General features: G+C 64.2%; 19 protein-coding genes and 1 tRNA gene. 7 read left to right on the top strand and 13 right to left on the bottom strand.

Features of this window, described 5'->3' with window-relative positions:
- The first annotated feature begins 122 nt into the window (after positions 1–122).
- The 3 genes from AAEZ08_RS08160 (at position 123) to AAEZ08_RS08170 (ending at position 3,980) form a co-directional block, all read left to right on the top strand.
- Positions 123–1,337: a cyclic di-GMP phosphodiesterase gene (locus tag AAEZ08_RS08160; protein WP_500124059.1), complete on the top strand. Its 1,215-nt coding sequence runs from the start codon at positions 123–125 to the stop codon at positions 1,335–1,337.
- A 289-nt stretch (positions 1,338–1,626) separates the two neighbouring features.
- Positions 1,627–3,114, top strand: a complete 1,488-nt coding sequence (locus AAEZ08_RS08165; RefSeq protein WP_500124060.1) for a SulP family inorganic anion transporter — start codon at positions 1,627–1,629, stop codon at positions 3,112–3,114.
- 14 nt (positions 3,115–3,128) lie between these two features.
- A complete protein-coding gene (locus AAEZ08_RS08170) occupies positions 3,129–3,980 on the top strand; it encodes a universal stress protein (protein ID WP_181067391.1) in 852 nt (283 codons plus the stop codon).
- A gap of 214 nt (positions 3,981–4,194) precedes the next feature.
- On the opposite strand, the gene cfaB is transcribed toward AAEZ08_RS08170, so the two are convergent.
- Positions 4,195–5,376, bottom strand: coding sequence for a C17 cyclopropane fatty acid synthase CfaB (cfaB, locus tag AAEZ08_RS08175; protein WP_500124061.1), 1,182 nt, complete (start codon positions 5,374–5,376; stop codon positions 4,195–4,197).
- Positions 5,377–5,530: 154 nt separating this feature from the next.
- On the opposite strand from cfaB, the gene AAEZ08_RS08180 reads away from it, so the two are divergent.
- Together AAEZ08_RS08180 and AAEZ08_RS08185 are read left to right on the top strand one after the other, a co-directional pair.
- Entirely contained in the window at positions 5,531–5,905 is a 375-nt protein-coding gene (locus tag AAEZ08_RS08180; protein WP_003284098.1) for a DsrE family protein, read from the top strand.
- Positions 5,902–6,366 carry a glycine cleavage system protein H gene (locus AAEZ08_RS08185; RefSeq protein WP_500124062.1) on the top strand — a complete coding sequence of 155 codons (465 nt, stop codon included), beginning with the start codon at positions 5,902–5,904 and terminating at the stop codon, positions 6,364–6,366. The genes AAEZ08_RS08180 and AAEZ08_RS08185 overlap by 4 nt, the downstream gene beginning before the upstream one ends.
- Before the next feature lie 215 nt (positions 6,367–6,581).
- On the opposite strand, the gene AAEZ08_RS08190 is transcribed toward AAEZ08_RS08185, so the two are convergent.
- From AAEZ08_RS08190 to AAEZ08_RS08230, 9 genes are all read right to left on the bottom strand, one after another.
- The gene (locus AAEZ08_RS08190; RefSeq protein WP_036991784.1) at positions 6,582–6,899 is read right to left on the bottom strand and encodes a hypothetical protein; all 318 of its coding nucleotides are present in this window, start codon (positions 6,897–6,899) and stop codon (positions 6,582–6,584) included.
- Positions 6,900–7,020: 121 nt separating this feature from the next.
- Positions 7,021–7,116: transfer RNA gene (locus tag AAEZ08_RS08195), tRNA-Sec, on the bottom strand.
- A gap of 39 nt (positions 7,117–7,155) precedes the next feature.
- On the bottom strand, positions 7,156–9,072 hold the full coding sequence (gene selB, locus AAEZ08_RS08200; RefSeq protein WP_500124064.1) for a selenocysteine-specific translation elongation factor: 1,917 nt from the start codon (positions 9,070–9,072) through the stop codon (positions 7,156–7,158).
- The gene (selA, locus tag AAEZ08_RS08205; RefSeq protein WP_500124065.1) at positions 9,069–10,478 is read right to left on the bottom strand and encodes an L-seryl-tRNA(Sec) selenium transferase; all 1,410 of its coding nucleotides are present in this window, start codon (positions 10,476–10,478) and stop codon (positions 9,069–9,071) included. The genes selB and selA overlap by 4 nt, the downstream gene beginning before the upstream one ends.
- The gene (fdhE, locus tag AAEZ08_RS08210) at positions 10,475–11,392 is read right to left on the bottom strand and encodes a formate dehydrogenase accessory protein FdhE (RefSeq protein WP_500124066.1); all 918 of its coding nucleotides are present in this window, start codon (positions 11,390–11,392) and stop codon (positions 10,475–10,477) included. Before fdhE ends, selA begins: the two co-directional genes overlap by 4 nt.
- A 133-nt stretch (positions 11,393–11,525) precedes the next feature.
- On the bottom strand, positions 11,526–12,149 hold the full coding sequence (locus tag AAEZ08_RS08215) for a formate dehydrogenase subunit gamma (RefSeq protein WP_045666661.1): 624 nt from the start codon (positions 12,147–12,149) through the stop codon (positions 11,526–11,528).
- A gap of 57 nt (positions 12,150–12,206) precedes the next feature.
- On the bottom strand, positions 12,207–13,145 hold the full coding sequence (gene fdxH / locus AAEZ08_RS08220) for a formate dehydrogenase subunit beta (RefSeq protein ID WP_003284085.1): 939 nt from the start codon (positions 13,143–13,145) through the stop codon (positions 12,207–12,209).
- The gene (gene fdnG / locus AAEZ08_RS08225) at positions 13,145–16,219 is read right to left on the bottom strand and encodes a formate dehydrogenase-N subunit alpha (protein ID WP_500124067.1); all 3,075 of its coding nucleotides are present in this window, start codon (positions 16,217–16,219) and stop codon (positions 13,145–13,147) included. Before fdnG ends, fdxH begins: the two co-directional genes overlap by 1 nt.
- 150 nt (positions 16,220–16,369) lie before the next feature.
- Positions 16,370–17,206, bottom strand: a complete 837-nt coding sequence (locus AAEZ08_RS08230; RefSeq protein ID WP_500124068.1) for an AraC family transcriptional regulator — start codon at positions 17,204–17,206, stop codon at positions 16,370–16,372.
- Positions 17,207–17,325: 119 nt separating this feature from the next.
- Between AAEZ08_RS08230 and AAEZ08_RS08235 the strand changes: the two genes are divergently transcribed.
- Positions 17,326–17,754, top strand: a complete 429-nt coding sequence (locus AAEZ08_RS08235) for an organic hydroperoxide resistance protein (protein WP_102820331.1) — start codon at positions 17,326–17,328, stop codon at positions 17,752–17,754.
- Positions 17,755–17,791: 37 nt separating this feature from the next.
- Positions 17,792–18,742: an alpha/beta fold hydrolase gene (locus AAEZ08_RS08240; protein WP_500124069.1), complete on the top strand. Its 951-nt coding sequence runs from the start codon at positions 17,792–17,794 to the stop codon at positions 18,740–18,742.
- A 130-nt stretch (positions 18,743–18,872) separates the two neighbouring features.
- Here AAEZ08_RS08240 and AAEZ08_RS08245 read toward each other — a convergent pair whose 3' ends face one another.
- The 3 genes from AAEZ08_RS08245 to uvrD form a co-directional block, all read right to left on the bottom strand.
- The gene (locus tag AAEZ08_RS08245; protein WP_102820329.1) at positions 18,873–19,715 is read right to left on the bottom strand and encodes a Tim44 domain-containing protein; all 843 of its coding nucleotides are present in this window, start codon (positions 19,713–19,715) and stop codon (positions 18,873–18,875) included.
- 174 nt (positions 19,716–19,889) lie between these two features.
- Positions 19,890–20,993: a TRAP transporter substrate-binding protein gene (locus AAEZ08_RS08250; protein WP_500124070.1), complete on the bottom strand. Its 1,104-nt coding sequence runs from the start codon at positions 20,991–20,993 to the stop codon at positions 19,890–19,892.
- Positions 20,994–21,066: 73 nt separating this feature from the next.
- Positions 21,067–23,256, bottom strand: coding sequence for a DNA helicase II (gene uvrD, locus AAEZ08_RS08255; protein WP_301633146.1), 2,190 nt, complete (start codon positions 23,254–23,256; stop codon positions 21,067–21,069).
- Between the last annotated feature and the right edge of the window lie 135 nt (positions 23,257–23,391).

Consider the following 23,391-nt stretch of genomic DNA (forward strand, 5'->3'; position numbering starts at 1 on the left):
TCTTGATCTGGCTCTGTAGAGGCAATATGCCATCATTTGTATACTGTGGGGAGTTACTTCAGCTTCAGCAGGGATCGCTATTACGGAGCGTCCACGCCCGCTCCATCCAGTCGAGGTCCGCCTTGCTTAGAAAAATTCTTGTCAGCCAACTCCGCTTTGGCATGTACGTCCATGCACTGGACGGCAGCTGGTTCGATCACTCCTTTTGGCGCAGCAAGTTTCTGCTGACCGATCCGGCCGACCTGCAGGCGTTGCGCGGCAGCGGAATAAAGGCGGTGTGGATCGACGTGGGCAAGGGCGTCGATATCGAAACGGCAACGCCGCCGGCGGCCGAGACCGTGCAGCCGGTCCCAGAAGCCGTGCCGGTAGTGGCGCGGCCGGCCGCGCCATCGGCCCAGCAATGCAGCGTTCAGGAAGAAATGCAGCGCGCCGCCCAGGTGCTCAAGCGCTCAAAGCAGCAAGTGACCTCGCTGTTCAACGAGGCGCGGCTGGGCAAGGCCATCGACCCGCAGCAGTGCCTGCCACTGGTGGAGCAGATTTCCGCCTCCCTGGCGCGCAATGGCTCGGCATTGCTCAGCTTGGCGCGGCTGAAGACCAAGGACGAGTACACCTACATGCATTCGGTGGCCGTCTGCGCGCTGATGGTTGCGCTGGGCCGGCAGCTGGGCCTGAGCGAACAGGAAGTCCAGGAAGCCGGCTTTGCCGGGTTGTTGCATGACATCGGCAAGATGGCCATGCCGCTGGATGTGCTGAACAAGCCGGGCAAGCTCAGCGATGACGAGTACGCCGTCATGCGCAGCCACCCCGAGCGTGGTCACGCGATCCTGCTCGGTGCGGGAGCGTCCGTGTCCGACGCGGTGCTGGATGTCTGCCTGCATCATCACGAGAAGATGGACGGCACCGGCTATCCGCATCGGCTGGCCGGCGAGCAGATCAGCCGGCTGGCGCGCATGGGCGCGATCTGCGACGTGTATGACGCCATCACCTCGGATCGCCCATACAAAACGGCCTGGGATGCTTCGGGCTCGCTGGCGCGCATGGCGCAGTGGCAGGGCCATTTCGATACCCAGATCCTGCATGCGTTCGTGCGCACGGTGGGCATCTACCCGCTGGGCTCGCTGGTACGGCTGCAGTCGGGGCGGCTTGGTGTGGTCATCGAACACAATGCGCAGCAGCTGACGGCGCCGCGCCTGAAACTGTTCTATTCCACCCGTGCCCGCGCGACGATCGTGCCGGTCGAGCTGGATCTCTCCAGCCCGCAATGCAGCGACCGCATCGTCGGCCGCGAAGACCCCGCCGCCTGGGGCTTCAGCAACCTCGATGGCCTCTGGAGCTAGATTGGCGGTCGTAAAAATGCTGCGTTACGACTAGAATGCCGCCCCCGAATGCGATTCGCCCGGCGAGTCGCCCAGAAAAAGAGCACGTATTACCCATGACCTGGCTGCTTAGTCCGCCATAGCGCTTCGCCCCCTCGCGTCAAATTGCGACGGCCTGTCATGGGGCGGTCGTACGCTGCTGTCCGTGCGTTTCGTCGACTGACAGCCGAATCAATCACCAAAAACTCGCCTTGTATCGCTGCCGGCCGCCCGTGGTCTGCATGGTGGTGCTTTTGCCCTGGATAGTCCGATGCTGCAATCGATCAAACAAAACTGGTTCTCCAACGTCCGTGGCGACGTGCTGTCCGGCCTCGTCGTCGCGCTGGCACTGATTCCCGAAGCCATCGCCTTCTCCATCATCGCTGGGGTCGATCCGCGGGTCGGCCTGTATGCCTCTTTCTGTATCGCCGTGGTGATCGCCTTTGTCGGCGGCCGCCCGGGGATGATTTCTGCTGCCACCGGCGCCATGGCGCTGCTGATGGTGACGCTGGTACGCGAGCACGGCCTGCAGTACCTGCTGGCGGCAACGCTGCTGTGCGGTGTGCTGCAGATCGGCGCCGGCTACCTACGTCTCGGCTCGCTGATGCGCTTCGTCTCGCGCTCGGTGGTCACCGGTTTCGTCAACGCGCTGGCGATTCTGATCTTCATGGCGCAGTTGCCGGAGCTGACGGACGTCACCTGGCACGTCTACGCCATGACCGCCGCGGGCCTGGGCATCATCTACCTGTTCCCTTATGTGCCGAAGGTCGGCAAGGTCATCCCGTCGCCGCTGGTGTGCATACTCTCGATGACGGCGGTGGCCATGTACTTCGGCCTGGACATCCGCACCGTCGCCGACATGGGCGACCTGCCGGACACGCTGCCGGTGTTCCTCTGGCCGGAAGTGCCGCTGACCTTCGAGACGCTGGCAATCATCTTCCCGTACTCCGCCGCGCTGGCCGTGGTGGGCCTGCTGGAGTCGCTGATGACCGCAACCATCGTCGACGACCTCACCGACACCTCCAGTGACAAGAACCGCGAATGCAAAGGGCAGGGTGTTTCCAACATCGTCTCCGGTCTGTTCGGCGGCATGGCCGGCTGCGCGATGATCGGCCAGTCGGTAATCAACGTGAAATCCGGCGGCCGCACCCGTTTGTCCACGCTGATCGCCGGCGTGGTGCTGCTGCTGATGGTGGTGTTCTTGAGCGATTGGGTCGGGCAGATCCCCATGGCCGCGCTGGTGGCGGTGATGATCATGGTGTCGATCGGCACCTTCAGCTGGGATTCGCTGCGCAACCTCAAGCGCTATCCGCTTTCCACCAACATCGTCATGGTCGTCACCGTGGTGGTGGTGGTCTTCACCCACAACCTGGCCTACGGTGTTCTGGCGGGTGTGCTGCTGGCGGCGATGTTCTTTGCCAACAAGGTCGGCCACTACCTGCACATCGGTTCGGAGTTGGATGCCGCCGGCAATCAGCGCACCTACAAGGTGATCGGGCAGGTATTCTTCAGCTCATCGGACAAATTCACCGGTGCGTTCGATTTCAAGGAAGCGCTCGGCAAGGTCACCATCGACCTGTCCCGCGCACATTTCTGGGATATCACCGCTGTGGCGGCGCTGGACAAGGTGGTCATCAAGTTCCGCCGCGAAGGCACCGAGGTGGAAGTGCTGGGCCTGAACGAAGCCAGCGCCACCATCGTCGACCGCTTCGGTGTGCATGACAAACCCGAGGCCATCGACAAGCTCATGAGCCACTGACCAGGAGAACAACAATGACCCACGTAATGGCTTGTATCGACGGATCACCGCAGGCAGCGGCGGTTTGCGACTATTCGGCCTGGGCCAGCAAGCGCCTGGATGCACCCCTGACGCTGCTGCATGTGCTCGATCGCCAGCAGTATCCGGCGTCCGGCGATCTGAGCGGCATCATCGGCCTGGGCAGCCGTGAGTTCCTCCTGCAGGAACTGGCCACACTGGACGAAAAGCGCGCCAAGCTGGCGCTCGAAGAAGGCCGCATGATGCTCGACGCCGCGCGCCAGCGAGCAATAGCCGCCGGCGTTACCCTGCCCGATTGCCGCCAGCGCCACGGTGATCTGGTCGAGTCACTGCGCGACCTGCAGGACGAAACGCGCCTGCTGGTCATTGGTCGTCAGGGCGAGGACAGTGGCGATGCCATCCAGCACATCGGCAGCCAGCTGGAAAACGTCATCCGCACCATGCAGCGGCCGATTTTGGTCGCCCCCGGCGACTTCAGCGAACCGCAAAGCGTGATGCTCGCCTTCGACGGCAGCGCCACCAGCCGCAAGGGTGTTGAAATGCTTGCCGGCAGTCCGCTGTTCAAGGGCATGCCGATCCATCTGGTCATGGTCGCAGCCGACACCGCGGACAACCGTGCCCAGCTGGAAAGCGCCCGTGACGTGCTGACCGCTGCCGGGTTCAGCGTCGAAATCGCCATCCGCGCCGGTGACGTAGAGCCGACCCTGCACGCCTATCAGACCGAGCACGGTATTGACCTGCTGGTAATGGGCGCATACGGCCACTCGCGGATTCGCCAGTTCTTCGTCGGCAGCACCACCACTAGCATGATCCGCACCACCCGCACGCCGCTGCTTTTACTGCGCTGAGCCATGAGCGCCTTGCCGGGCGCTGCGCGTTGCAGGCGTCGGCTGGTGCTCAAGCAAATCGAGGGGGGTGGCTACGGTTTACTGCGCTTCATGTGGCGGAGCGATCACTGCAGGGCGGCTGAACTTCGATCCGGCCAACCCGTAGTACATCGATTGCGCTAACAAGGCATCCGCCTGGCGACGCAGCCGGCTAACTCCGGCCGGCTGCGTATGCTTACTGATACAGATCGGCCCGCGTCCAGGGCAGCTCATGGGAGCCGTCCGGTAGCGGCTTGCTGGCGAGAATCTGATGCAGGTCGATCCAGTCGCGGCGAAAACCGTACGCGCAGCCCGCCAGATACATCCGCCAGATCCGCAGCGCCCGTTCGGGCACCAGCTGTTTCGCCTCCTGCATATGTGCTTCCAGGCGTTCGCTCCACAGCTGCAGCGTGCGCGCGTAATGCAGGCGCAGGCTTTCCACATCGACGATTTCCAGTCCCGTCTCGCTGATGCAGCTGCTGATGTTCACCAGATGCGGCAGCTCGCCGTGGGGGAATACATAGCGGTCGATGAAAGCACCAGCCCCGTGGCTGACCGGCCGTCCATCGAGGTGGCGCGAAGTGATGCCGTGATTGAGCACCAGCCCGCCTGGACGAACCGCACCGTACAGTTGCTGACAGTACAGCGGCAGGTTGGCGTGCCCGACATGCTCGAACATGCCGACGCTCACCACCTTGTCGAAACCGCCATCGGCCGGCAGGTCGCGGTAATCCATCAGCTCAAGCTGCACCTTGCCTTGTAGGTCCTCGGCGGCAATGCGCTCGCGGGCCAGCGCCAGCTGCTCGCGGCTCAGGGTGATGCCGAACACCTGCGCGCCGAATTCCCGCGCCGCGAAACGCGCCAGCCCACCCCAGCCGCAGCCCACATCCAGCAACCGCTCGCCTGGCTTGAGCCGCAGCTTGCGACAGATCAGGCGCAGCTTGGCTTGCTGCGCCTGGTCGATGTCCTCCTCACCGGTTTCGAAATAGGCACAGGAATAGACCATCTCCCGGTCCAACCAGAGCCGATAGAAGTCGTTGGAAAGGTCATAGTGGTAGGCGATCGCCTCGGCATCGGTAGCCTTGTCGTGCGCCTCCCGCGCAGGCGCTGCGAAATGGTCCTTGCCCAACGCCCGGCTAATGACATCGCCGATACGGATAACTTCGCCCACCGGCCCGAGCAGGTCGATCTGCCCCTCGACATAGGCGGCGCCGAGCATATCCAGGCTCGGTTGCGCCAGCCGAGTGACCAGATTGGGGTCCTTGATCACCAACGTGACGCAAGGGGCAGGGCCGATGTCGATCTCGTTGCCATCCCACAACTGCAGCTTTAGCGGCAGGGCGAGTTCTTTAAGGGCCGGTAGCAATGTTGCCAACATGCTCGATCTCCTTTTCAGTGCACGCAGAAAATCCTAGACCATCAATTCGTAAACGGTAGGCTATGGTGATGATAGTTTCGCGCTATGGTTCGAACGCCTGCGAACGTGCGCTTGACGGCTTAACTCGCCGAATGACTTTTCCGATCGAGGATTTATGCAGCAGAACCGTCCACAACGCGTGCTCGTTTTGGTCGCCGGCGGCCCCAGCACCCCGGCACGCTGCGCCGCGCCTTTCCATATCGCCACGCTGCTGGCTTGTATGGATGCCGAGGTAACCCTTTACCTCACCGGCGAGGGCACGCAGCTGGCGCGTCGCGAGGTGGCCGAATCGCTACGCGCGATGGAGGGCGGCGAGCCGCTGCTGCACTTTATCCGCAACGCCAAGCAGGCCGGCGCACGATTGCTGATGTGCCGCCAGCCCGGGGTGCAGCTTGACCCCGCCACGCTGATCGCCGAGCTGGATGAAATTTCCAGCGGCGGCGAACTGGCGCAGATGATCCTCGAATACGAACGGGTGCTGACCCTATGAATGTGCACGGCCTGGAATTTCCCGACCCGCTGCGCTACGCCCCGGAGCACAGCCTGTGGCTGCGCGAGGAGGCCGACGGCAGCCTGACCATCGGCCTGACCGCCTACGGTTGCGCCCTGTACGGCCAGATATTCGCTTTCACGCCCAAGCGCGTCGGCGCACGCATCGAGCGCGAGCGCAGCTTCGGCGTGGTCGAGTTCGCCAAGGCCGCCTCGTCGGCACGCAGCCCGGTCAGTGGAGAATTGCTGGAGGTGAACGAAGCGCTACTCAAGCGCCCGGCGCTGATCAACCAGGATTGCTACGGGGAGGGCTGGATGGTTCGCCTGCAGCCAGCGGACTGGGCCGCCGTGCGCGAAGAGTTCCCGCTGGGTGAGGCCGCAGCGGCGGCCATCGCCGAACGCATGCGGCTCGACAACTTCGACCCCGCCAACGCCCATGTGCAGGCGTTGCAATGGAAATAGGCGCCGGCGCTACGTAGAGTGGGCTTTAGCCCACCAAGCCGACACCAATCGATAAAGCCCTAGCGATTGCACCGCGCCGGGCTCAAGACTTATCGGCGTTGAATCCTCGAGAACCTTGTCGCAACGCCCTGATCGCATGGCCATGCAACGTAGGGTGGGCTTCAGCCCACCGAGCCAACACCAATCGATCACCTGGCGATTGCACCGCACCGCACTCAAGACTTATCCGGCGTCGACCCCTCGAGAACCTTGTCGCAACTCGCCTTGATCGCATGGTCCAGCTGCCGGATACAGATATCGATCGCCATATCGCGCGTACGCTTGTTCTTCCACTCCAGCTCGGCCAGCGTCTCGATCAGATCCTGATGGCCATTCTCGTTGACCAACATCCCGTGCTGCACCGTCAGCGTCCGTCCCTGAAAGCTCAGCCGAACAGGCTCACGTCCCACGAGGGATGCACCTTCAGCTAGCAGACACTCGATGTGGTCACGCAGCGCATGAAACGCCCGACGCTCATCTGGCGGGTTACCCAAGACACCTCTCCTATCCCTGGAAAGAAAAGCCGCGATTGTGACGCGCTTCGCGCTGGAGCGCGATGGCTTTTTGATATTGCGAAGTGAGGCGGGCTGTCGCAGGGTGGTGGCGAGGGGTAGATGGCGGAAGGCAGTGAGAGTCGAACTCACCCGGGAGCGGCTGCCGCCCCCAACCGGGTTTGAAGCCCGGCCGCACCACCGGGTGCGATTGCCTTCCTTATCTGGTCTTGATGTGAGAAAGGAAGCGGCGACCAGCCTACCCCAGGCCTGACTGGATCGCCAACGCGCTGTCTTGGCGGACTTTGCGTTCGTTGCCGAAGCGGCGGGTGAAGCCAATGCGGTCGAAGTGTTCGAGCAGCTGGATGCTGCGTTTGCGGCCGAGCTGGATACGGTCGCGGAAAGCGGCGGCGCGGATCACGCCGCTTTGTGCTTCCAGTTGTAGTACATGCCCCGCGAGTTGGCGAATGGTGAACTCGGGGTAGAACAAATCTTTCACCACCTGTTGCAGCAGGCCGAGGCGGGCGAGCTTGCGTAGCAAGTTGCGCATCTGCGTTTCATCGACGCCGAGGTCGCGGGCCAGGTCGCGGACCCAGGGTGGGTCGAACTGGCCGGCTTCGAGCAGAGGCCACAGGCGTTCCTTCAAACTTTCTTCCGTATCGCTCAGGCGTACCCGATGATCGGGGCGGTGCAGCCAGGGGCCGCTGGTTTCGATGTGGCCGGCGGCCAGTGCCTGTTCCAGCAGGGCGATGAACACCGGCCGTTCCAGTTGCGTCAGGGCATAGCGGCGCAGGCGGTCGCGGTCGGGGCCGAGTTCGTCGGGTTGTTCTTCGTGAAAACGCTGCAGGGCGGCGAGCAGGGTGGCTTCGAGTTCGTTCCAGCGGGCCTGGTCGAACAGCCGTGGCCCCAATCGCGTGCCGACTTCCAGTACGCCTTGCGGCAGCTGCCAGCCTTCGCGCGGGCGGTTGAATTGGCGTTCCAGGCTATGCGGGTCAATGCCGTTGGTGGCGCTGGCGAGCAGCGGCGGCAATGCCTTCTCCAGGCTCGGCTGGTCGAGGGCGCGAAGTTGTTCCAGCCGTGCGGCGCGGCGGCGGTTACGTGGCGGTGCATAGGGGTCGAGCACACGACCACCGCCAAGGGTGCGCTGGGCGGACTGATCGCGAAGGACGATACGGTCGCCGTGCACGGCGTGGCTCGGTGCATTCAGCAGTAGTTGGGCGAAGGCGCGTTCGCCCGGCGCCAGGCTCGTGCCTTCGAGCAGGGCGACGCGGGCGGTGACGTCCTGGGCGCCGAGGTGTACGTGCACCGGCGTCCAGTGCTTGAGCTCGTGGGCTTCGCCGGGCAGCAGTTGGACGTCGATATCGATGCGTTGGGTTGGTGCGTGCAGCAATGGGTGCAGCAGCCAATCGCCGCGATGGATTTGCTCGACGGCCAGCCGCTCGCCGGCAAGATTCAGTGCCACCCGCTGGCCGGCATGGGCTTCGCCCGCTTCACGGTTCTGCGCGTGGAGACCACGGACGCGCACGCGTTTGCCGGTGGGGCCGAGCAGCAGTTCGTCGCCGATCCGCACGCGCCCGGCAAAGGCGGTGCCGGTGACCACCACGCCGGCGCCAGTGACGCTGAAGGCGCGGTCGATGGCCAGGCGGAAGTGGCCGCTGTCGCTGCGGGCTGCGGTGCGTGCGGCTTCTTCGATCAGCGCGGTGCGCAGGGCGTCGATGCCATCGCCGCGGATGCTGGAGACCGGAAAGATCGGCGCGCCGGCCAACGGCCCGGCGGCCAGCAGGGCCTCGATCTGCTGCTCAACTTCGGCGATGCGCGCCGGCCCGACGCGGTCGATCTTGGTCAGCGCTACCAGAGCGCGGCGGATGCCAAGCAGTTCGACGATGGCCAGGTGTTCTCGGGTCTGCGGCATCACGCCGTCATCGGCAGCCACCACCAGCAGTACGCAGTCGATGCCGCTGGCGCCGGCCAGCATGTTGCGCACAAAGCGTTCATGGCCCGGCACGTCGATAAAGCCGGTGAGGCTGCCTTCACCGAGGTCGGCGTAGACGTAGCCGAGGTCGATTGTGATGCCGCGTTCGCGCTCTTCGCGGCGGCGGTCGCCCTGTTGCCCGGTGAGGGCTTGCAGCAGTGCGGTCTTGCCATGGTCGATATGGCCGGCGGTACCGACGATCAACGGGCCAGCTCCTCTTGCAGGTGCGGTAATTGCTGGAGGAATGCCGGTTCGTCGTCGAGCTGGCGCAGGTCGAGCCAGAGGGCGTCGTCATCGATGCGCCCGAGCACCGGAATCGGCAGGCAGCGCAGGGCTTCTTCCAGCTGCCGCAGGCTGCGGCCGCGCAGACGCTTGGGTTGCTGCGGGCGGATGCACAGGGCGGCACTGGGCAGGCGTGCCACCGGCTGCGCGCCGCTGCCGATCATGCCCAGGGCATCGGCTACTGCGACTTGCCAGGTTTCACCGAGCACGGCGGTCAGCGCCGGGGCGATGCGTTCAGCCTGGGTACGAATGTCGGCCTGCGGGCGGCTGAGCAGGCGCAGGCTGGTGAGGCGTTCGGCGAGGCGGTCGGGGTCGCGATAGAGGTTGAGCACCGCTTCCAGCGCGGCAAGGGTCAGCTTGTCGACGCGCAGGGCGCGCTTGAGCGGGTTCTTCTTGATCTTCTGAATCAGCGCCTTGCTGCCGACGATCAGCCCGGCCTGCGGGCCGCCGAGCAGCTTGTCGCCGCTGAAGGTGACGATATCGGCGCCGTCGCGCAGCGCTTCCTGCACCGTCGGCTCCTTGGGCAGGCCCCAGCGCGAGAGGTCGAGCAGGCTGCCGCTGCCGAGATCTTCCAACAACGGCAGATCGTGGGCATGGGCGATGCGCGCCAGTTCGGCGGTAGCGACGCTGGCGGTGAAGCCCTGCACGCTGTAGTTGCTGGTGTGCACGCGCATCAGCAGACCCGAGCGCGGGTTGATCGCCGCTTCGTAGTCCTTGGCGTGGGTGCGGTTGGTGGTGCCGACTTCATGCAGCTTCACGCCGGCGCGGGCCATGATGTCCGGGATGCGGAAGGCGCCGCCGATCTCGATCAGCTCGCCACGGGAAATGATGCCTTCCTTGCGCGCGCCGAGGCTGTTCAAGGCCAGCAGCACGGCGGCGGCGTTGTTGTTGACCACGGTGACCGCCTCGGCGCCGGTCAGCTCGCGGATCAGTCCTTCGATGAGGTCGTCGCGATCGCCGCGTTTGCCGGTGGCGAGATCGAATTCCAGGTTGAGCGGGTAGCGCGCGGCGAGGGTGATTGCCTCTATGGCTTCATCCGGCAACAGGGCGCGCCCGAGGTTGGTGTGCAGCACCGTGCCAGTGAGGTTGAACACTCGGCGCACGCGGCTCTTGTGCTGGCTGGCCAGGCGTTCGCCGGCGCGCCCGGCGAGCACCGCTTCGGACAGTTCCAGCGCGGCCAGCTGGCCGTGGCGGGCCGGTTCGCGCAATTCATCGAGCAGGTCGCGCAGGGTGTTCAGTAATGCCTGGCGGCCGTAGCGCTGCTGCAGCGGTTGGCAGGCTGGGTTACGCAGCAGCCTGTCGACCGAGGGCAGGTGGCTGCTGCTCATGCATCGCCCCCCGGTGCCAGCAGCAGGTTAGGCGCCTGGCGCTGAAAGCCCTGCTCGGCCAGCAGCAGGTCCAGGTCCAGGGTCACGAGGTCGGCGGAGAGGCTTTCGCCATCCGACGCCAGTTCGAGATAGAGCTGCTTGAGGTAGCTGTTGCACTCGGGACACACCTCGGCCTTGACGCCCTGGGGCGAGCCCTCAAAGTGCAGGTAGTCGAGCTTCTTGGTGCTGCGACAGTGGCTGCATTTCAGCCGTACGTAGTGCCATTCGCAGGCGCACAGCGAGCAGACCAGATAGCGCAGGCCGTTGAGCTTGCCAAGATGGCGAATGATGCCGGCCATGGGCGGTGCGCCGCAGCAGGGGCAGTGGGTCTGGTCTTCGCGTTCGCGCAGGGTGGTGAGGTCCAGTTGCAGCAGCCAGTGGCTCCACGCCAGTTGCAGGCCGGCGCCGAGGAAGGGCACCAGCGCTGGCGGCAGGCTGTCGTACTGGCCGCTGAGCAATGAAACGGCCCAGGCCTTGCGCTGGCCACTGTCGGCCTCGCGAAGCTGCCCGATAGCGGCGGCTACGGCGGGGTTGTCCGGCACCACGAAGGCCGTCAGCCAGGCATCCAGCAGCGGCAGCCAGGCACCTTCACGCACCAGGGTGTCGGCGGCGAGCGGAGGCAGGCCATGCTTGAGGCATTCCGCGGTGCGATGGGCGTCCACCGGTAGTTCGGCGGGGTGGTTGTCCAGCACGTGCTGTTGCGCCTGGCAGATGACCGCGAGCAGGCGTAGGTAGTCGGCGAACGGATGGCCTTCTGCGAGCTTTGTCAGGCGCGCGCTGCGCAGGGCGAACAGATCGCGCGGCGGCAGGTTGATGAAGGGTGGTTTGCAGGCAGCAGCTTCGATCTGCCCGGGCTCGAGAATGGTGCCTGCCACGCAGGACTCCTTTTCTTGGGGTTGTGCCGAACAGCATAGTCCGTCATCGGCTACCGCTCGGCTTTCGATGGTGCGTGGGGCTGAAGATTCCCGCGCGGGTGCTCGGGAATCTTCAGTTGAACAGCGGTGCCGCTTATTTGCGCTCGGTGATCTCCCGATACCAGGCGGGGTGGTGCTTGCGTGCCCAGGCGCGGCTGACGGTGCCGTAGAGCATCGCGCCCATGGAACCCTTGAGCCAGATGGCGGCATAGATATGCACGATGATGCTGACGATCAGCACAAAGGCGGCGATGGCATGCAGCAGGCTGGCCCAGCGCAGCGAGACGATGCCGAAGAAGCTGCTGAAGTACTCGCGCCAGATGACGATGCCGCTGAACAGCAGCACCAGCATGCTGAGGATCAGCACCCAGAACAGCACCTTCTGCCCGGCGTTGTAGCGGCCGACTTCCGGCAGCTTGTCCTCACGGTTGTGCACCACGTCGTTGATCTGCCTGAGCCACTGGCGGTCGCGCGCTTCGATGCGGTTGTGCCCGGCAAAGCGGATCGCTAGCCAGAGGAAGAAGACGAACATCGCGACCCCGATGAAGGGGTGCAGGATGCGCGTCCAGGTGCCGCCGCCGAACAGCCCGGAGAGGCCGAACAGCGCCGGATGGAACAGCGCCAGGCCGGACAGCGCGGCAAGGACGAAGAGGATGGCAACGATCCAGTGATTGGTTCGCTGCGAGGGGTTGTAGCGTTCGATGTCGTTGTTATTCATCGTTGGCTCCTTGAGCGATCGACTCCGAGGATGGCCCCGCGAGCGGGGCCGCCGGATTCAGGGTCGCGGCTCCTTGGGGTCGACCACATGCACCGAGGGATCGACCTGGTGCACCACGGGCTCGCTGAGTTCGGCCTTCTCGTCCTCTTCCTCGACGCGAACAGGGCCGACCCGCGTGTAGTGGAAGAAGCCGGCCAGCACCGCCGCTCCCATGCCCAGCAGGGCGAGGGGCTTGGTCACACCTTTCCACAGGCTGACCAACGGGCTGATGGTCGGCTCGTTCGGCAGGTCGCTGTACAGCGAAGGCTGATCGGCATGGTGCAGCACGTACATCACGTGCGTACCGCCGACGCCATCGGGGTCGTACAGCCCGGCTTGGTCGAAACCGCGCTCCTTCAGATCGGCGATGCGCCCGGCCGCGTGCTCCTTCATGTCGTCCTTGCTGCCGAAGACGATGGCCCCAGTGGGGCAGGTCTTTACGCAGGCTGGCTCAAGGCCGACGGAAACGCGGTCGGAACACAGCGTGCACTTGTAGGCCTTCTTGTCCTTCTCGGAAATGCGCGGGATGTCGAACGGGCAGCCGGTGATGCAGTAGCCGCAGCCGATGCAGTGGTCCTGGTTGAAGTCGACGATACCGTTGGCGTACTTAACGATCGCTCCCGGCGCCGGGCAGGCTTTGAGGCAGCCCGGGTCCGCGCAGTGCATGCAGCCGTCCTTGCGGATCAGCCACTCGAGGTCGCCACTGCCGGGGTTCTCGTACTCGGCGAACTTCATCACCGTCCAGGATTCGGCGGTGAGGTCGATCGGGTTGTCGTAGGTCCCGTTGCTGGTGCCGACTTCGTCGCGCAGGTCGTTCCATTCCGAACACGCCACCTGGCAGGCCTTGCAGCCGATGCACTTGGAGGTGTCGATCAGTTTCGCCACTTCGCCGATCTCGCGGATCGACGGCCGCTCGGTGGTCGTGGCGGAGCGGGCAATCACGTCTTGAGTAGCCATCATGCCTTCTCCACGTTGACCAGGAACGACTTGAACTCCGGCGTCTGGGTGTTGGCGTCACCCACGAACGGCGTCAGCGTGTTGGTCAGGTAACCGTTGCGCGCCACTCCGGCGAAGCCCCAGTGCAGCGGGATGCCGATGTGGTGCACGGTCTGGCCGTCCACCGTCAGCGGCTTGATGCGCTTGGTCACCACTGCCACCGCCTTGATGTAGCCGCGGTTGGACGACACCTTGACCCGCTCACCGGCCTTGATGTCCAACTCGTTGGCCAGCACTTCGCCGATCTCGACGAATTGCTCGGGTTGGGTGATCGCGTTGAGCCGGCAATGCTTGGTCCAGAAGTGGAAATGCTCCGTCAGCCGGTAGGTGGTGGCCGCGTAGGGGAAGTCCTCCGCGGTGCCGAACAGCTCCATGTCGTTCTTGAACACCCGCGCGGCCGGGTTGCTGATGGCATTCGGATTGTCCGGGTGCATGGGGTTGCGCCCGATGGGCGTCTCGAACGGCTCGTAATGCTCGGGGAATGGCCCCTCGTTCATCTTGTCCACGGCGAACAGTCGCGCCACCCCTTCGGGGTTCATGATGAACGGGTTCATGCCGTCCTCGGGCCGCGAGTCGACCTTGAAGTCCGGCACGTCGGTACCGCCCCATTTGCCGCCGTCCCACCACACCAGCCGCTTTTTCTGCGGCTCCCACGGGTTGCCTGCGGGGTCGGCAGATGCACGGTTGTAGAGGATGCGGCGGTTGGCCGGCCAGGCCCAGGCCCAGCCCAGCGTCTGGCCCATGCCGTAGGGGTCGGCGTCGTCGCGCCGGGCCATCTGGTTGCCGGCCTGAGTCCAGGAGCCGCACCAGATCCAGCAGCCGCTGGAGGTGGTGCCGTCGGCACGCAGCAGGCCGAAGCCTGGTAGCAGTTCACCGGCCTTGGCCACCTGAGCGCCGGTCTGCAGGTCGAAGACATCGCTCAAGGCTCTGCCGTTGTACTCCTGGGCGATTTCCTCGGCGGTCGGTTCTTCCGGCTGGCGATAGCCCCAGTCGATGTTGAGCAGCGGTTCGGCGTAGGCGCCGCCCTCCTTGCGATACATTTCGCGCAGACGATGGAACAGCCCGCCCATGATCACCACGTCTGTCTGCGCCTGGCCTGGCGGCTCGGCGGCCTTCCAGTGCCACTGCAGCCAGCGGCTGCTGTTGACCAGCGAGCCGTCCTCCTCGGCGAAGCAGGTGGTCGGCAGGCGGAACACCGTGGTCTGGATGCTGGCGGTGTCGACGTCGTTGTATTCGCCGGCATTGCGCCAGAACTCCGACGTCTCGGTGGCCAGCGGGTCCATGATCACCAGGTACTTGAGCTTGGCCAGTGCGGCGCTGACCTTGGCCTTGTTGGGGAACGAGGCGATGGGGTTGAAGCCCTGGCAGAAATAACCGTTCACCTGCCCCTGGTACATCATGTCGAACACCTTGAGCACGTCGTAGCCGGGGATATCCAGCTTCGGCAGCCAGTCGTAACCCCAGTTGTTCTCCGCCGTGGCGTTCTTGCCGTACCAGGCCTTCATCAGGCTGACGTGGAATTTCTCGTAGTGCTGCCAGTAGGACAGCTGCCCCGGCCGTAGCGGCTTGGCAGTGCGCTTGGCGATGTAGGAGGTGTAATCCTGCTCGGCTTCCAGCGGCAGGGTCATGTAGCCCGGCAACAGGTTGGAGAGCAGGCCGAGGTCGGTCAGGCCCTGGATGTTGGAGTGCCCGCGCAGGGCATTCATGCCGCCGCCGGGCATGCCGATGTTGCCGAGCAGCAGCTGCACCATGGCGCCGGTGCGGATCATCTGCGAGCCGGTCGAATGCTGGGTCCAGCCGAGGGCATACATGATGGTCATGACCTTGCCCGGCACCGAAGTCTCGGCGATGGTTTCCCAGACCTTGAGCATGCGGTCTTGCGGCGTGCCGCATATGTTGCTGACCACCTCCGGCGTGTAGCGGCTGTAGTGCTGCTTGAGCAGATTGAACACGCAGCGCGGATGCGTAAGGCTCTTGTCGACGCGGGCAAAACCGTCCTCGTCGAGCTCGTAACTCCAGGCTGATTTGTCCGGGTAGGCGCGGCGGTCGGCGTCGTAGCCGTTGAACAGGCCGTTCTCGAAGCCGAAGCCTTCCTTCACGATGAACGAGACATCTGTGTAGTTGACCACGTACTCGTGCTGGATCTTGTCGTTTTCCAGCAGGTAGTTGATCAACCCGCCAAGGAAGGCGATGTCGGTTCCGGTACGGATCGGCGCGTAGTAATCGGCCACCGAGGCCGAGCGGGTGAAGCGTGGGTCGACCACCACCAGCCGCGCCTTGTTGCGCGCCTTGGCCTCTGTAACCCATTTGAAGCCGCACGGGTGCGCTTCGGCGGCGTTACCGCCCATGATCAGGATCAGGTCAGCGTTCTGGATATCGGACCAGTGATTGGTCATGGCTCCACGGCCAAACGTCGGGGCAAGACTTGCCACCGTCGGGCCATGTCAGACACGTGCCTGGTTGTCGAATCCCAGAATGCCGAGTGAACGAACCACTTTGTGGGTGATGTAGCCAGCCTCGTTGGATGATGCCGAGGCGGCCAGGAAACCGGTAGTCAGCCAGCGATTGACCGTCTGGCCCTTTTCATTGCGCTCGATGAAATTGGCATCGCGGTCGTCCTTCATCAGCCGCGCGATGCGGTCGAGGGCATCGCTCCACTCGATGCGCTTCCACTCGTTGCTGCCGGCTTCACGGACTTCCGGGTGAGTCAGGCGGTTGGGGCTGTGAACGAAGTCCAGCAGGCCCGCGCCCTTCGGGCACAGCGTGCCGCGGTTGACCGGGTGATCGGAGTCGCCTTCGATATGAATGATGTTCTGCGCGACGTTCTTGCCGCCACTGCCATGGCTGTAGAGGATCAGTCCGCAGCCGACCGAGCAGTAAGGGCAGGTGTTGCGGGTTTCGCGCGTGTTGGTCAGTTTGAAATGCCGTATCGACTCGGCATACGCCGACGGCGGTGCCATGCCCAATGCCGCCATGCTCGACGCCCCAAGGCCCACACCGCAGACCTTGAAGAACTGTCGACGGTTCATATCCATCGGTGTTCTCCTTTCTTATCAGGCTGGTACGCCGATGCTTTGCCGGCGTCTGCTAAGCAGCTTAGTCAAGAATGGACAAAGTAAAGGACTAATTCCGAGCTCCGCTGCCTCGCGGCGTACCGATAAACGAGCCTTGGTCGGGGCGGGCATTCAGGCATCGGCAGCCATGGCCAGCTGCTTTTTCCAATCCCTGGGCGATTGCCCGGTGTGCGCCTTGAAAGCCCGGGAGAATGCGGCTTCGCTGCCGTAGCCCACTTCGATCGCGATCACCTTGATCGGCCGCCCGCGGCGCAAGGCTTTCTGTGCCAGGCGGACGCGCCAACCCTGCAGATACTGGCCCGGCGTGGTGCCGACCGTCTCGCGAAAGGCCGTGGCGAACACGCTGCGTGACATTCCGGCGGCCCTGGCCAGCTCCTCGAGCGTCCAGTCTTGCGCCGGCGCTTCGTGCATCGCCACCAGGGCATTGCGCAGGCGCGGGTGCGCCAGCCCGGACAGCAGCCCGCCATTCACCTCGTCGCTTTCCATCAGCTGACGCAGGACCTGGATCATCACCACTTCGAGCAACCGCTCGACCAATGCCACGCGCCCGCAGCGTTGTTCGAAGGCCTCCTCGAACAGCAGCGAGAGAATCGGCTCGGCGCCCCAGACCTGATCCAGCGGCAAGCAGACGACATCGGCCAGCGCAGAGGCAATCGGGTTGCTGGTGCCGCCTTCGAACGACAGGTTCGCGCAGACCATGTCCGCGTTCTGCCCGGGGGCGACGATGAAACGGTGCGTTAGCGGGCGCGGAAACAGCAGCAGGCTCGGTTGCTCGACCATCAGCGACTCCCTGCCATAGCGCGCCTCCAGCGTGCCGCTGCGCACCAGATGCAGCTGTCCGTGCACGCCATCGCTTTGCAGAGTGTTGATGCCGCACAGCGGCCCGGCGTTGAACACCTGTGCGCGCATCGGGAAGTGGGTCATCAGTGCAGCGAGCCGGTCGGCCATCTTCGTACTCCTGATCATGTTTTCAGGATTCTACGTCACCAATAGTTTTCTGTGGTGAGCAGAATAGCGCTCACCGGGCAACAACGCCCTGGCCTACCAACAGAACAGGAACCGTAGCCATGACCATCGAAAAGATTCTCTACACCGCCACTGCAACCGCCACCGGCGGCCGTGAAGGTCGCGCCAGCTCCTCCGACCAGGCGCTCGACGTGCAACTGTCCACGCCGCGTGAACTGGGCGGCGCCGGCGGCCCGGGCACCAACCCCGAGCAGCTGTTCGCTGCCGGCTATTCGGCCTGCTTTCTCGGCGCGCTGAAGTTCGTCGCTGGCAAGCAGAAGGTCGCCCTGCCGGCGGATACCCGCATCACCGGCAAGGTTGGCATCGGCCAGATCCCCACCGGCTTCGGCATCGAGGCCGAGCTGACCATCAGCGCGCCCGGCATTGCCCGCGACGTATTGCAGGAGCTGGTCGACCAGGCCCATGTGGTCTGCCCGTACTCCAATGCCACCCGCGGCAACATCGACGTAACGCTGATCCTCGCCGACTGATCCAGACCACCGTACCTACGAACAGGAGACACACGCCATGAATGCCATCATCCGTACCTTCACCCTCCCGCTGCTGGCGATCGCGATACAGCCGGCCTTCGCCGCGCAGCCGGAGCAGACGACGCAACCGACATCCAGCATCGCCAGCGTCCGCACCGCCAGCACCATCACCACGGCCGACGGCGTGCAGCTCTACTACAAGGACTGGGGCCCGAAGGATGGTCCGGTGGTGACCTTCAGCCACGGCTGGCCGCTCAACTCGGACAGCTGGGAATCGCAGATGCTGTTCCTCGCATCCGAAGGCTATCGCGTGGTCGCTCACGACCGCCGCGGCCATGGCCGCTCCAGTCAGCCGTGGCAAGGCAACGATATGGATCACTACGCAGACGACCTGGCCGCGGTGATCGAGGCGCTGGACCTGAAGGACGTCACGCTGGTGGGCTTCTCCACCGGTGGCGGCGAGGTGGCGCGCTACATCGGTCGCCACGGCACCGAACGGGTTAAAAAAGCCGTGCTGGTCAGCGCCGTGCCGCCGATGATGTTGAAAACTGCGGATAACCCGGGTGGTCTGCCAATGGAAGTCTTCGACGGCATCCGCAAGGCATCGCTGGAAGATCGCGCACAGCTGTACCTCGACCTCGCCTCCGGCCCGTTCTACGGCTTCAATCGTCCGGGTGCGAAGGCCCCCCAGGGGCTGATCGACAACTGGCGTGCTCAGGGTCTGCAGGCCGGGCACAAGAATACCTACGACTCCATTGCCGCCTTCTCGGCAACGGACTTCCGCGGCGACCTGAAGAAGTTCGACGTACCGACGCTGGTGATCCACGGCGACGATGACCAGATCGTACCGCTAGACAGCTCGGGCAAGGCGTCCGCTGCATTGATCAAGGGCGCGAAGCTGATCGTCTATCCCGGTGCGCCGCACGGCCTGACTGACACCCACAAGCAGCGCTTCAACAACGATCTGCTGGGCTTTCTCAAGGAGTGATGGGGGAGCAGCTTCGCCGAGCGGCTCGCAGCACCGCGTCGCTTGCCGCTCAGAAACGACAAACCCCGCCGAGTGGCGGGGTTTGTCTGTGGTCTGCCCTGAGGCAGACCGGTTTTCCGTGTTACGTCGGTCAGGCGTTCTGGCGAATACCAGCGACGACCCATGGCTGGTTCTCGCCCTGGGCACGCTCCATGCGCCAGCTTTCGCTGAACGGCTCGCCCTGGTCGAAGCGCGAAGTCTTCGATACACCGTTGAAGGTCAGGGTGGCGGTGGTCTTCTCGGCATCGTCGTCGACACCGTCGAGTTGGATCTGCAGATCGTCGATGTAGGTCGCTTGGTAGGCATCACCGATCTCGGCGCGTTCCTGCTTGAGGAAGCCCAGCAGTTGCGGGGTGACGAACTCGGCGATCTTGTCCATCTCGTTGGCGTCCCAGTGCTGCTGCAGCGAGAGGAAGTGCTCGCGGGCCGCAGCGACGAAGCTCTGCTCGTTGAACCAGGCCGGGGCGTTGATCACCGGAGCGGCGGCAACCGGGGCGGCGCTGCCACCGAAGATGGAGCTTGCCGGCTGCTGCGGCATTTCACGCTGCATCGGCGCATGGCCAGCCATGGCTGGCTGCTGCTGGCGACGGCGGGCGGCGAGGAAGCGGAACAGCAGGAACGCGATCGCGCCGAAGATCAGGATATCCATGAACTGGATACCCTCGAAGCCGTCGCCCATGAACATGGAAGCGAGCAGGCCACCGGCGGCCAGACCGGCCAGTGGGCCGAGCCAGCGGGAAGCACCGCTCGCGGCGGCGGGCGTCTGACGACCTGCCTGATTCGGCGCGGCCTGGGTCTGCTGGGGCGCCTGGCGAGTTTGGTGGCTCGGCGCCGAGCCGAAGCTCTTGCCGCCGCCGAAGCGCTTGGCGTGGGCGTCGAGCGCGAAGGTCAGGCTGATACACAGCGCCATGAAAATGCTAAGCACACGTTGCATTGAGTGTTCCCGCTGAAAAGAGTGGAGTACGCGCGCCATCCTGCCGAGACGGGCAGGGGTTGGCCAGGGGCAGTATGTTACCGGCTTTTGCTTGCGACCGTTGGTCGCGCCGGGTGAGCGCTGGGCAAGATGCGAAAACGGAGCCTGACGGCTCCGTTCTGTGCTGCAGCGGGTTTAGCGCCAGTTGTACAGTTCCTTCTCGGAGATCTCGTGCATCGGCTTGACCTGCTCCTGGAAGGCCTTCATCGACGCCCAGATGCGACCGTTCAGCTCGCTTTGTGCGGCCAGCTCGCCGAGTACCAGTTCCGATTGTTCCTGCATGGAGTCGAGCACCTCGTCAGGGAAGCGCTTGAGCTCCACGCCCTGCTGCTTGAGCTGCTCCAGCGCCATGGCGTTGTTGTAGACGTAGTCGTCCATCATGTCGCGGCTGGCCGCGCGGGTCGCTTCGGTGAGGATGGCTTGCAGGTCCTCGGGCAGGGTATCCATTGCCTTCTGATTGACCAGCAACTCCAGCACCGCCTGCGGCTCCTGCCAGCCCGGGTAGTAGTAGTACTTGGCCGCCTTGTGCAAACCGAAGGCCAGATCGTTGTACGGGCTGACCCAGTCAGTGGCGTCGATGGCGCCGGTCTGCAACGCGGTGAACACTTCGCCGCCAGGCAGGTTCACGGTGGTCGCGCCGAGGCGCGCCAGCACTTCGCCGCCGAGGCCCGGCATGCGGATCTTCAGGCCGCGCAGATCGCCCAGCGCATTGATTTCCTTGTTGTACCAGCCGCCCATCTGCATGCCGGTGTTTCCGACCACCATCGGCTTCACGCCGAAGGGTGCATAGGCCTCTTCCCAGAACTTCTGGCCGTCGCCTTTGCTGAGCCAGGCGTTCATTTCGATGGCGGACAGCCCGAACGGGACCGAGGTGAAGAACTGCGCGGTCGGGACCTTGCCTTTCCAGTAGTAGGCGGCGCCGTGACCCAGTTCGGCGGTGCCGCGGGAAACGGCATCGAACACTTCCAGCGCCGGAACCAGTTCGCCGGCGGCGTAGACCTTGATGGTCAGGCGGCCGTCGCTCATCACCTTGACGCGGTCGGCCAGGCGCTCGGCGGCGGTGCCCAGGCCCGGGTAGTTCTTCGGCCAGGCGGTGACCATTTTCCAGGTGTAGGTCTTGGCGGGTTCGCTGGCGGCTGGTTGGCCGGCGTTTTCGACTTTCTTGTCGTCATTGCAGCCGGCAAGGCCGAGGATAGCAAGCAAGGCAGCGGCAGCACCGAACAGATGGCGGCGTTTCATGGGTCGGTATCCTTGGAAGATTCTTCTTATAGGGAAGGCTTGTTGGTATGACGGGTTGACGTTAGCGTCAACTCTACAGTGCTTCAAGTTTTGCGTAGCTGAGCATCAGCCATTTGCTGCCTTCGTCTTCGAAATTCACCTGCACCCGGGCCTGGGCGCCGGAGCCTTCGAAGTTGAGGATGGTGCCCTCGCCGAACAGCGAGTGACGCACGCGCTGGCCGAGGCTGAACGGCGTTTCCGGTACGCCGGCGCCGTCGAACAGCGAGGAGCCGCTCATGCTCTTGCCACTGAACGAGCGCGTCACGGTATTGCTCAGGCGCACTTCCTGGATCAGCGCAGGCGGCACTTCGCGGACGAAGCGCGAGATCTTGTTGTAGGTCTCGCTGCCGTACAGCCGGCGGGTTTCGGCGTAGGTGATCACCAGCTGCTGCATGGCGCGGGTGATGCCGACGTAGGCCAGGCGGCGTTCCTCTTCCAGACGGCCGGATTCCTCCAGGCTCATCTTGTGCGGGAACAGCCCTTCTTCCATGCCGACCAGGAACACCAGCGGGAACTCCAGGCCCTTGGCGCTGTGCAGGGTCATCAGCTGCACGCTGTCCTCGTGGTCGCCGGCCTGCTGTTCGCCGGCCTCCAGCGAGGCGTGGTCGAGGAATGCGGCAAGCGGCGATTGGACGTCGTCGTCCTCTTCGCTGTAACTGTCGAAGGCGCGCGCGGCAGAAACCAGTTCCTCGAGGTTCTCTACCCGCGCCTGGGCTTTCTCGCCTTTCTCATCGCGGTGATAGGCCAGCAGGCCGGACTGTTCGATGACCAGCTGCGCCATGTTGTGCAGCTGCATGCCCTCGACTTTCAACGCCAGGGTATCGACCAGCTCGACGAAGCCGTTCAGCGCGCTGGCAGCGCGGCCGGAAACCGCCTTGGTACCGACCGCCTGATGCAGCGCCGCCCACATCGACAGGCCCTGCTCACGCGCCAGCTGGCGCAGTGCTTCGACGGTCTTCTCACCGATGCCACGGGCCGGCACGTTGATCACCCGCTCCAGCGCCGCGTCATTGTCGCGGGTCTGGATCAGGCGCAGGTAGGCCATGGCGTTCTTGATCTCGGCGCGTTCGAAGAAGCGCTGGCCGCCATAGATACGGTAAGGAATCTTCTCGCGCAGCAGCGCTTCTTCCAGCACCCGCGACTGGGCGTTGGATCGATAGAGAATGGCGATCTCGCTGCGGCTCATGCCGTCGCGGATGGCCTTCTCGATGCTCTCGACCACATAGCGCGCTTCGTCGTGCTCGTTGAAGGCGGCGTACAGGCTGATCGGCTCGCCCTCGCAACCGGAAGTCCAGAGCTCCTTGCCGAGACGACCCTGATTGTTGGCGATCAGCGCGTTGGCGGCCTTGAGAATGCAGGCGGTGGAGCGGTAGTTCTGCTCCAGGCGGATGGTTTCGGCGTCAGGGAAATCGGCGCTGAACTGGTGCAGGTTCTCGATCCGCGCGCCGCGCCAGCCGTAGATCGACTGGTCGTCGTCGCCGACCACCATCAGGCTTTCGCCGCCCTTGGCCAGCAGTCGCAGCCAGGCGTACTGCACGGCGTTGGTGTCCTGGAACTCGTCGACCAATACGTGGCGGAAGCGCCGCTGATAGTGCTCGAGCAAACCCGGATGATCACGCCACAGGTCCAGGGCGCGCAGCAGCAGTTCGGAAAAGTCGATGACGCCGGCGCGGGCGCAGGCCTCTTCGTAGGCTTCGTAGATCTTCAGCTGGGTAGCGAGGAACAGATCGCCGCCAGCCTGGATGTTACGCGGGCGCAGGCCTTCGTCTTTCTGACCATTTATCCACCACTGGGCCTGGCGTGCCGGCCAGCGCTGCTCATCAAGGCCGAGTTCGCGGATCACCCGCTTGACCAGACGCTGCTGGTCGTCGGAGTCGAGTATCTGGAAATTCTGCGCCAGCTTGGCTTCCTGCCAGTGCGCCCGCAGCAGGCGGTGGGCCAGGCCGTGGAAGGTGCCGACCCACATGCCCTGCGGGTTGACGTGCAGCAGCTGCTCGATACGCTGACGCATCTCTGCAGCAGCCTTGTTGGTAAAGGTCACCGAAAGAATCGAGTGCAATGATGCGCGCTCGACCTGGTGCAACCAGGCGATGCGGTGCACCAGTACCCGGGTCTTGCCCGAGCCAGCGCCAGCCAATACCAGTTGACGGCCCAGCGGCGCGGCCACGGCCTGGCGCTGAGCATCGTTGAGGGAATTCAGGAGGAGAGAGAGATCGTCATGCATCGCGGCATTCTATTGGAAATGCCTGCGCTTCGCTCGCCCTGTGGTCCGTTCCGGCGTGCCGCTCGCGGCAAACGAAGGTTACCGTTGGCGAATCGGATTGGTGTAGCGGCTCATCCATTGGTCGATAAGGGTGAC

It is taken from the genome of Pseudomonas sp. E45-MNA-CIBAN-0222, from assembly GCF_040310405.1.
Taxonomy (GTDB): domain Bacteria; phylum Pseudomonadota; class Gammaproteobacteria; order Pseudomonadales; family Pseudomonadaceae; genus Stutzerimonas; species Stutzerimonas stutzeri_AC.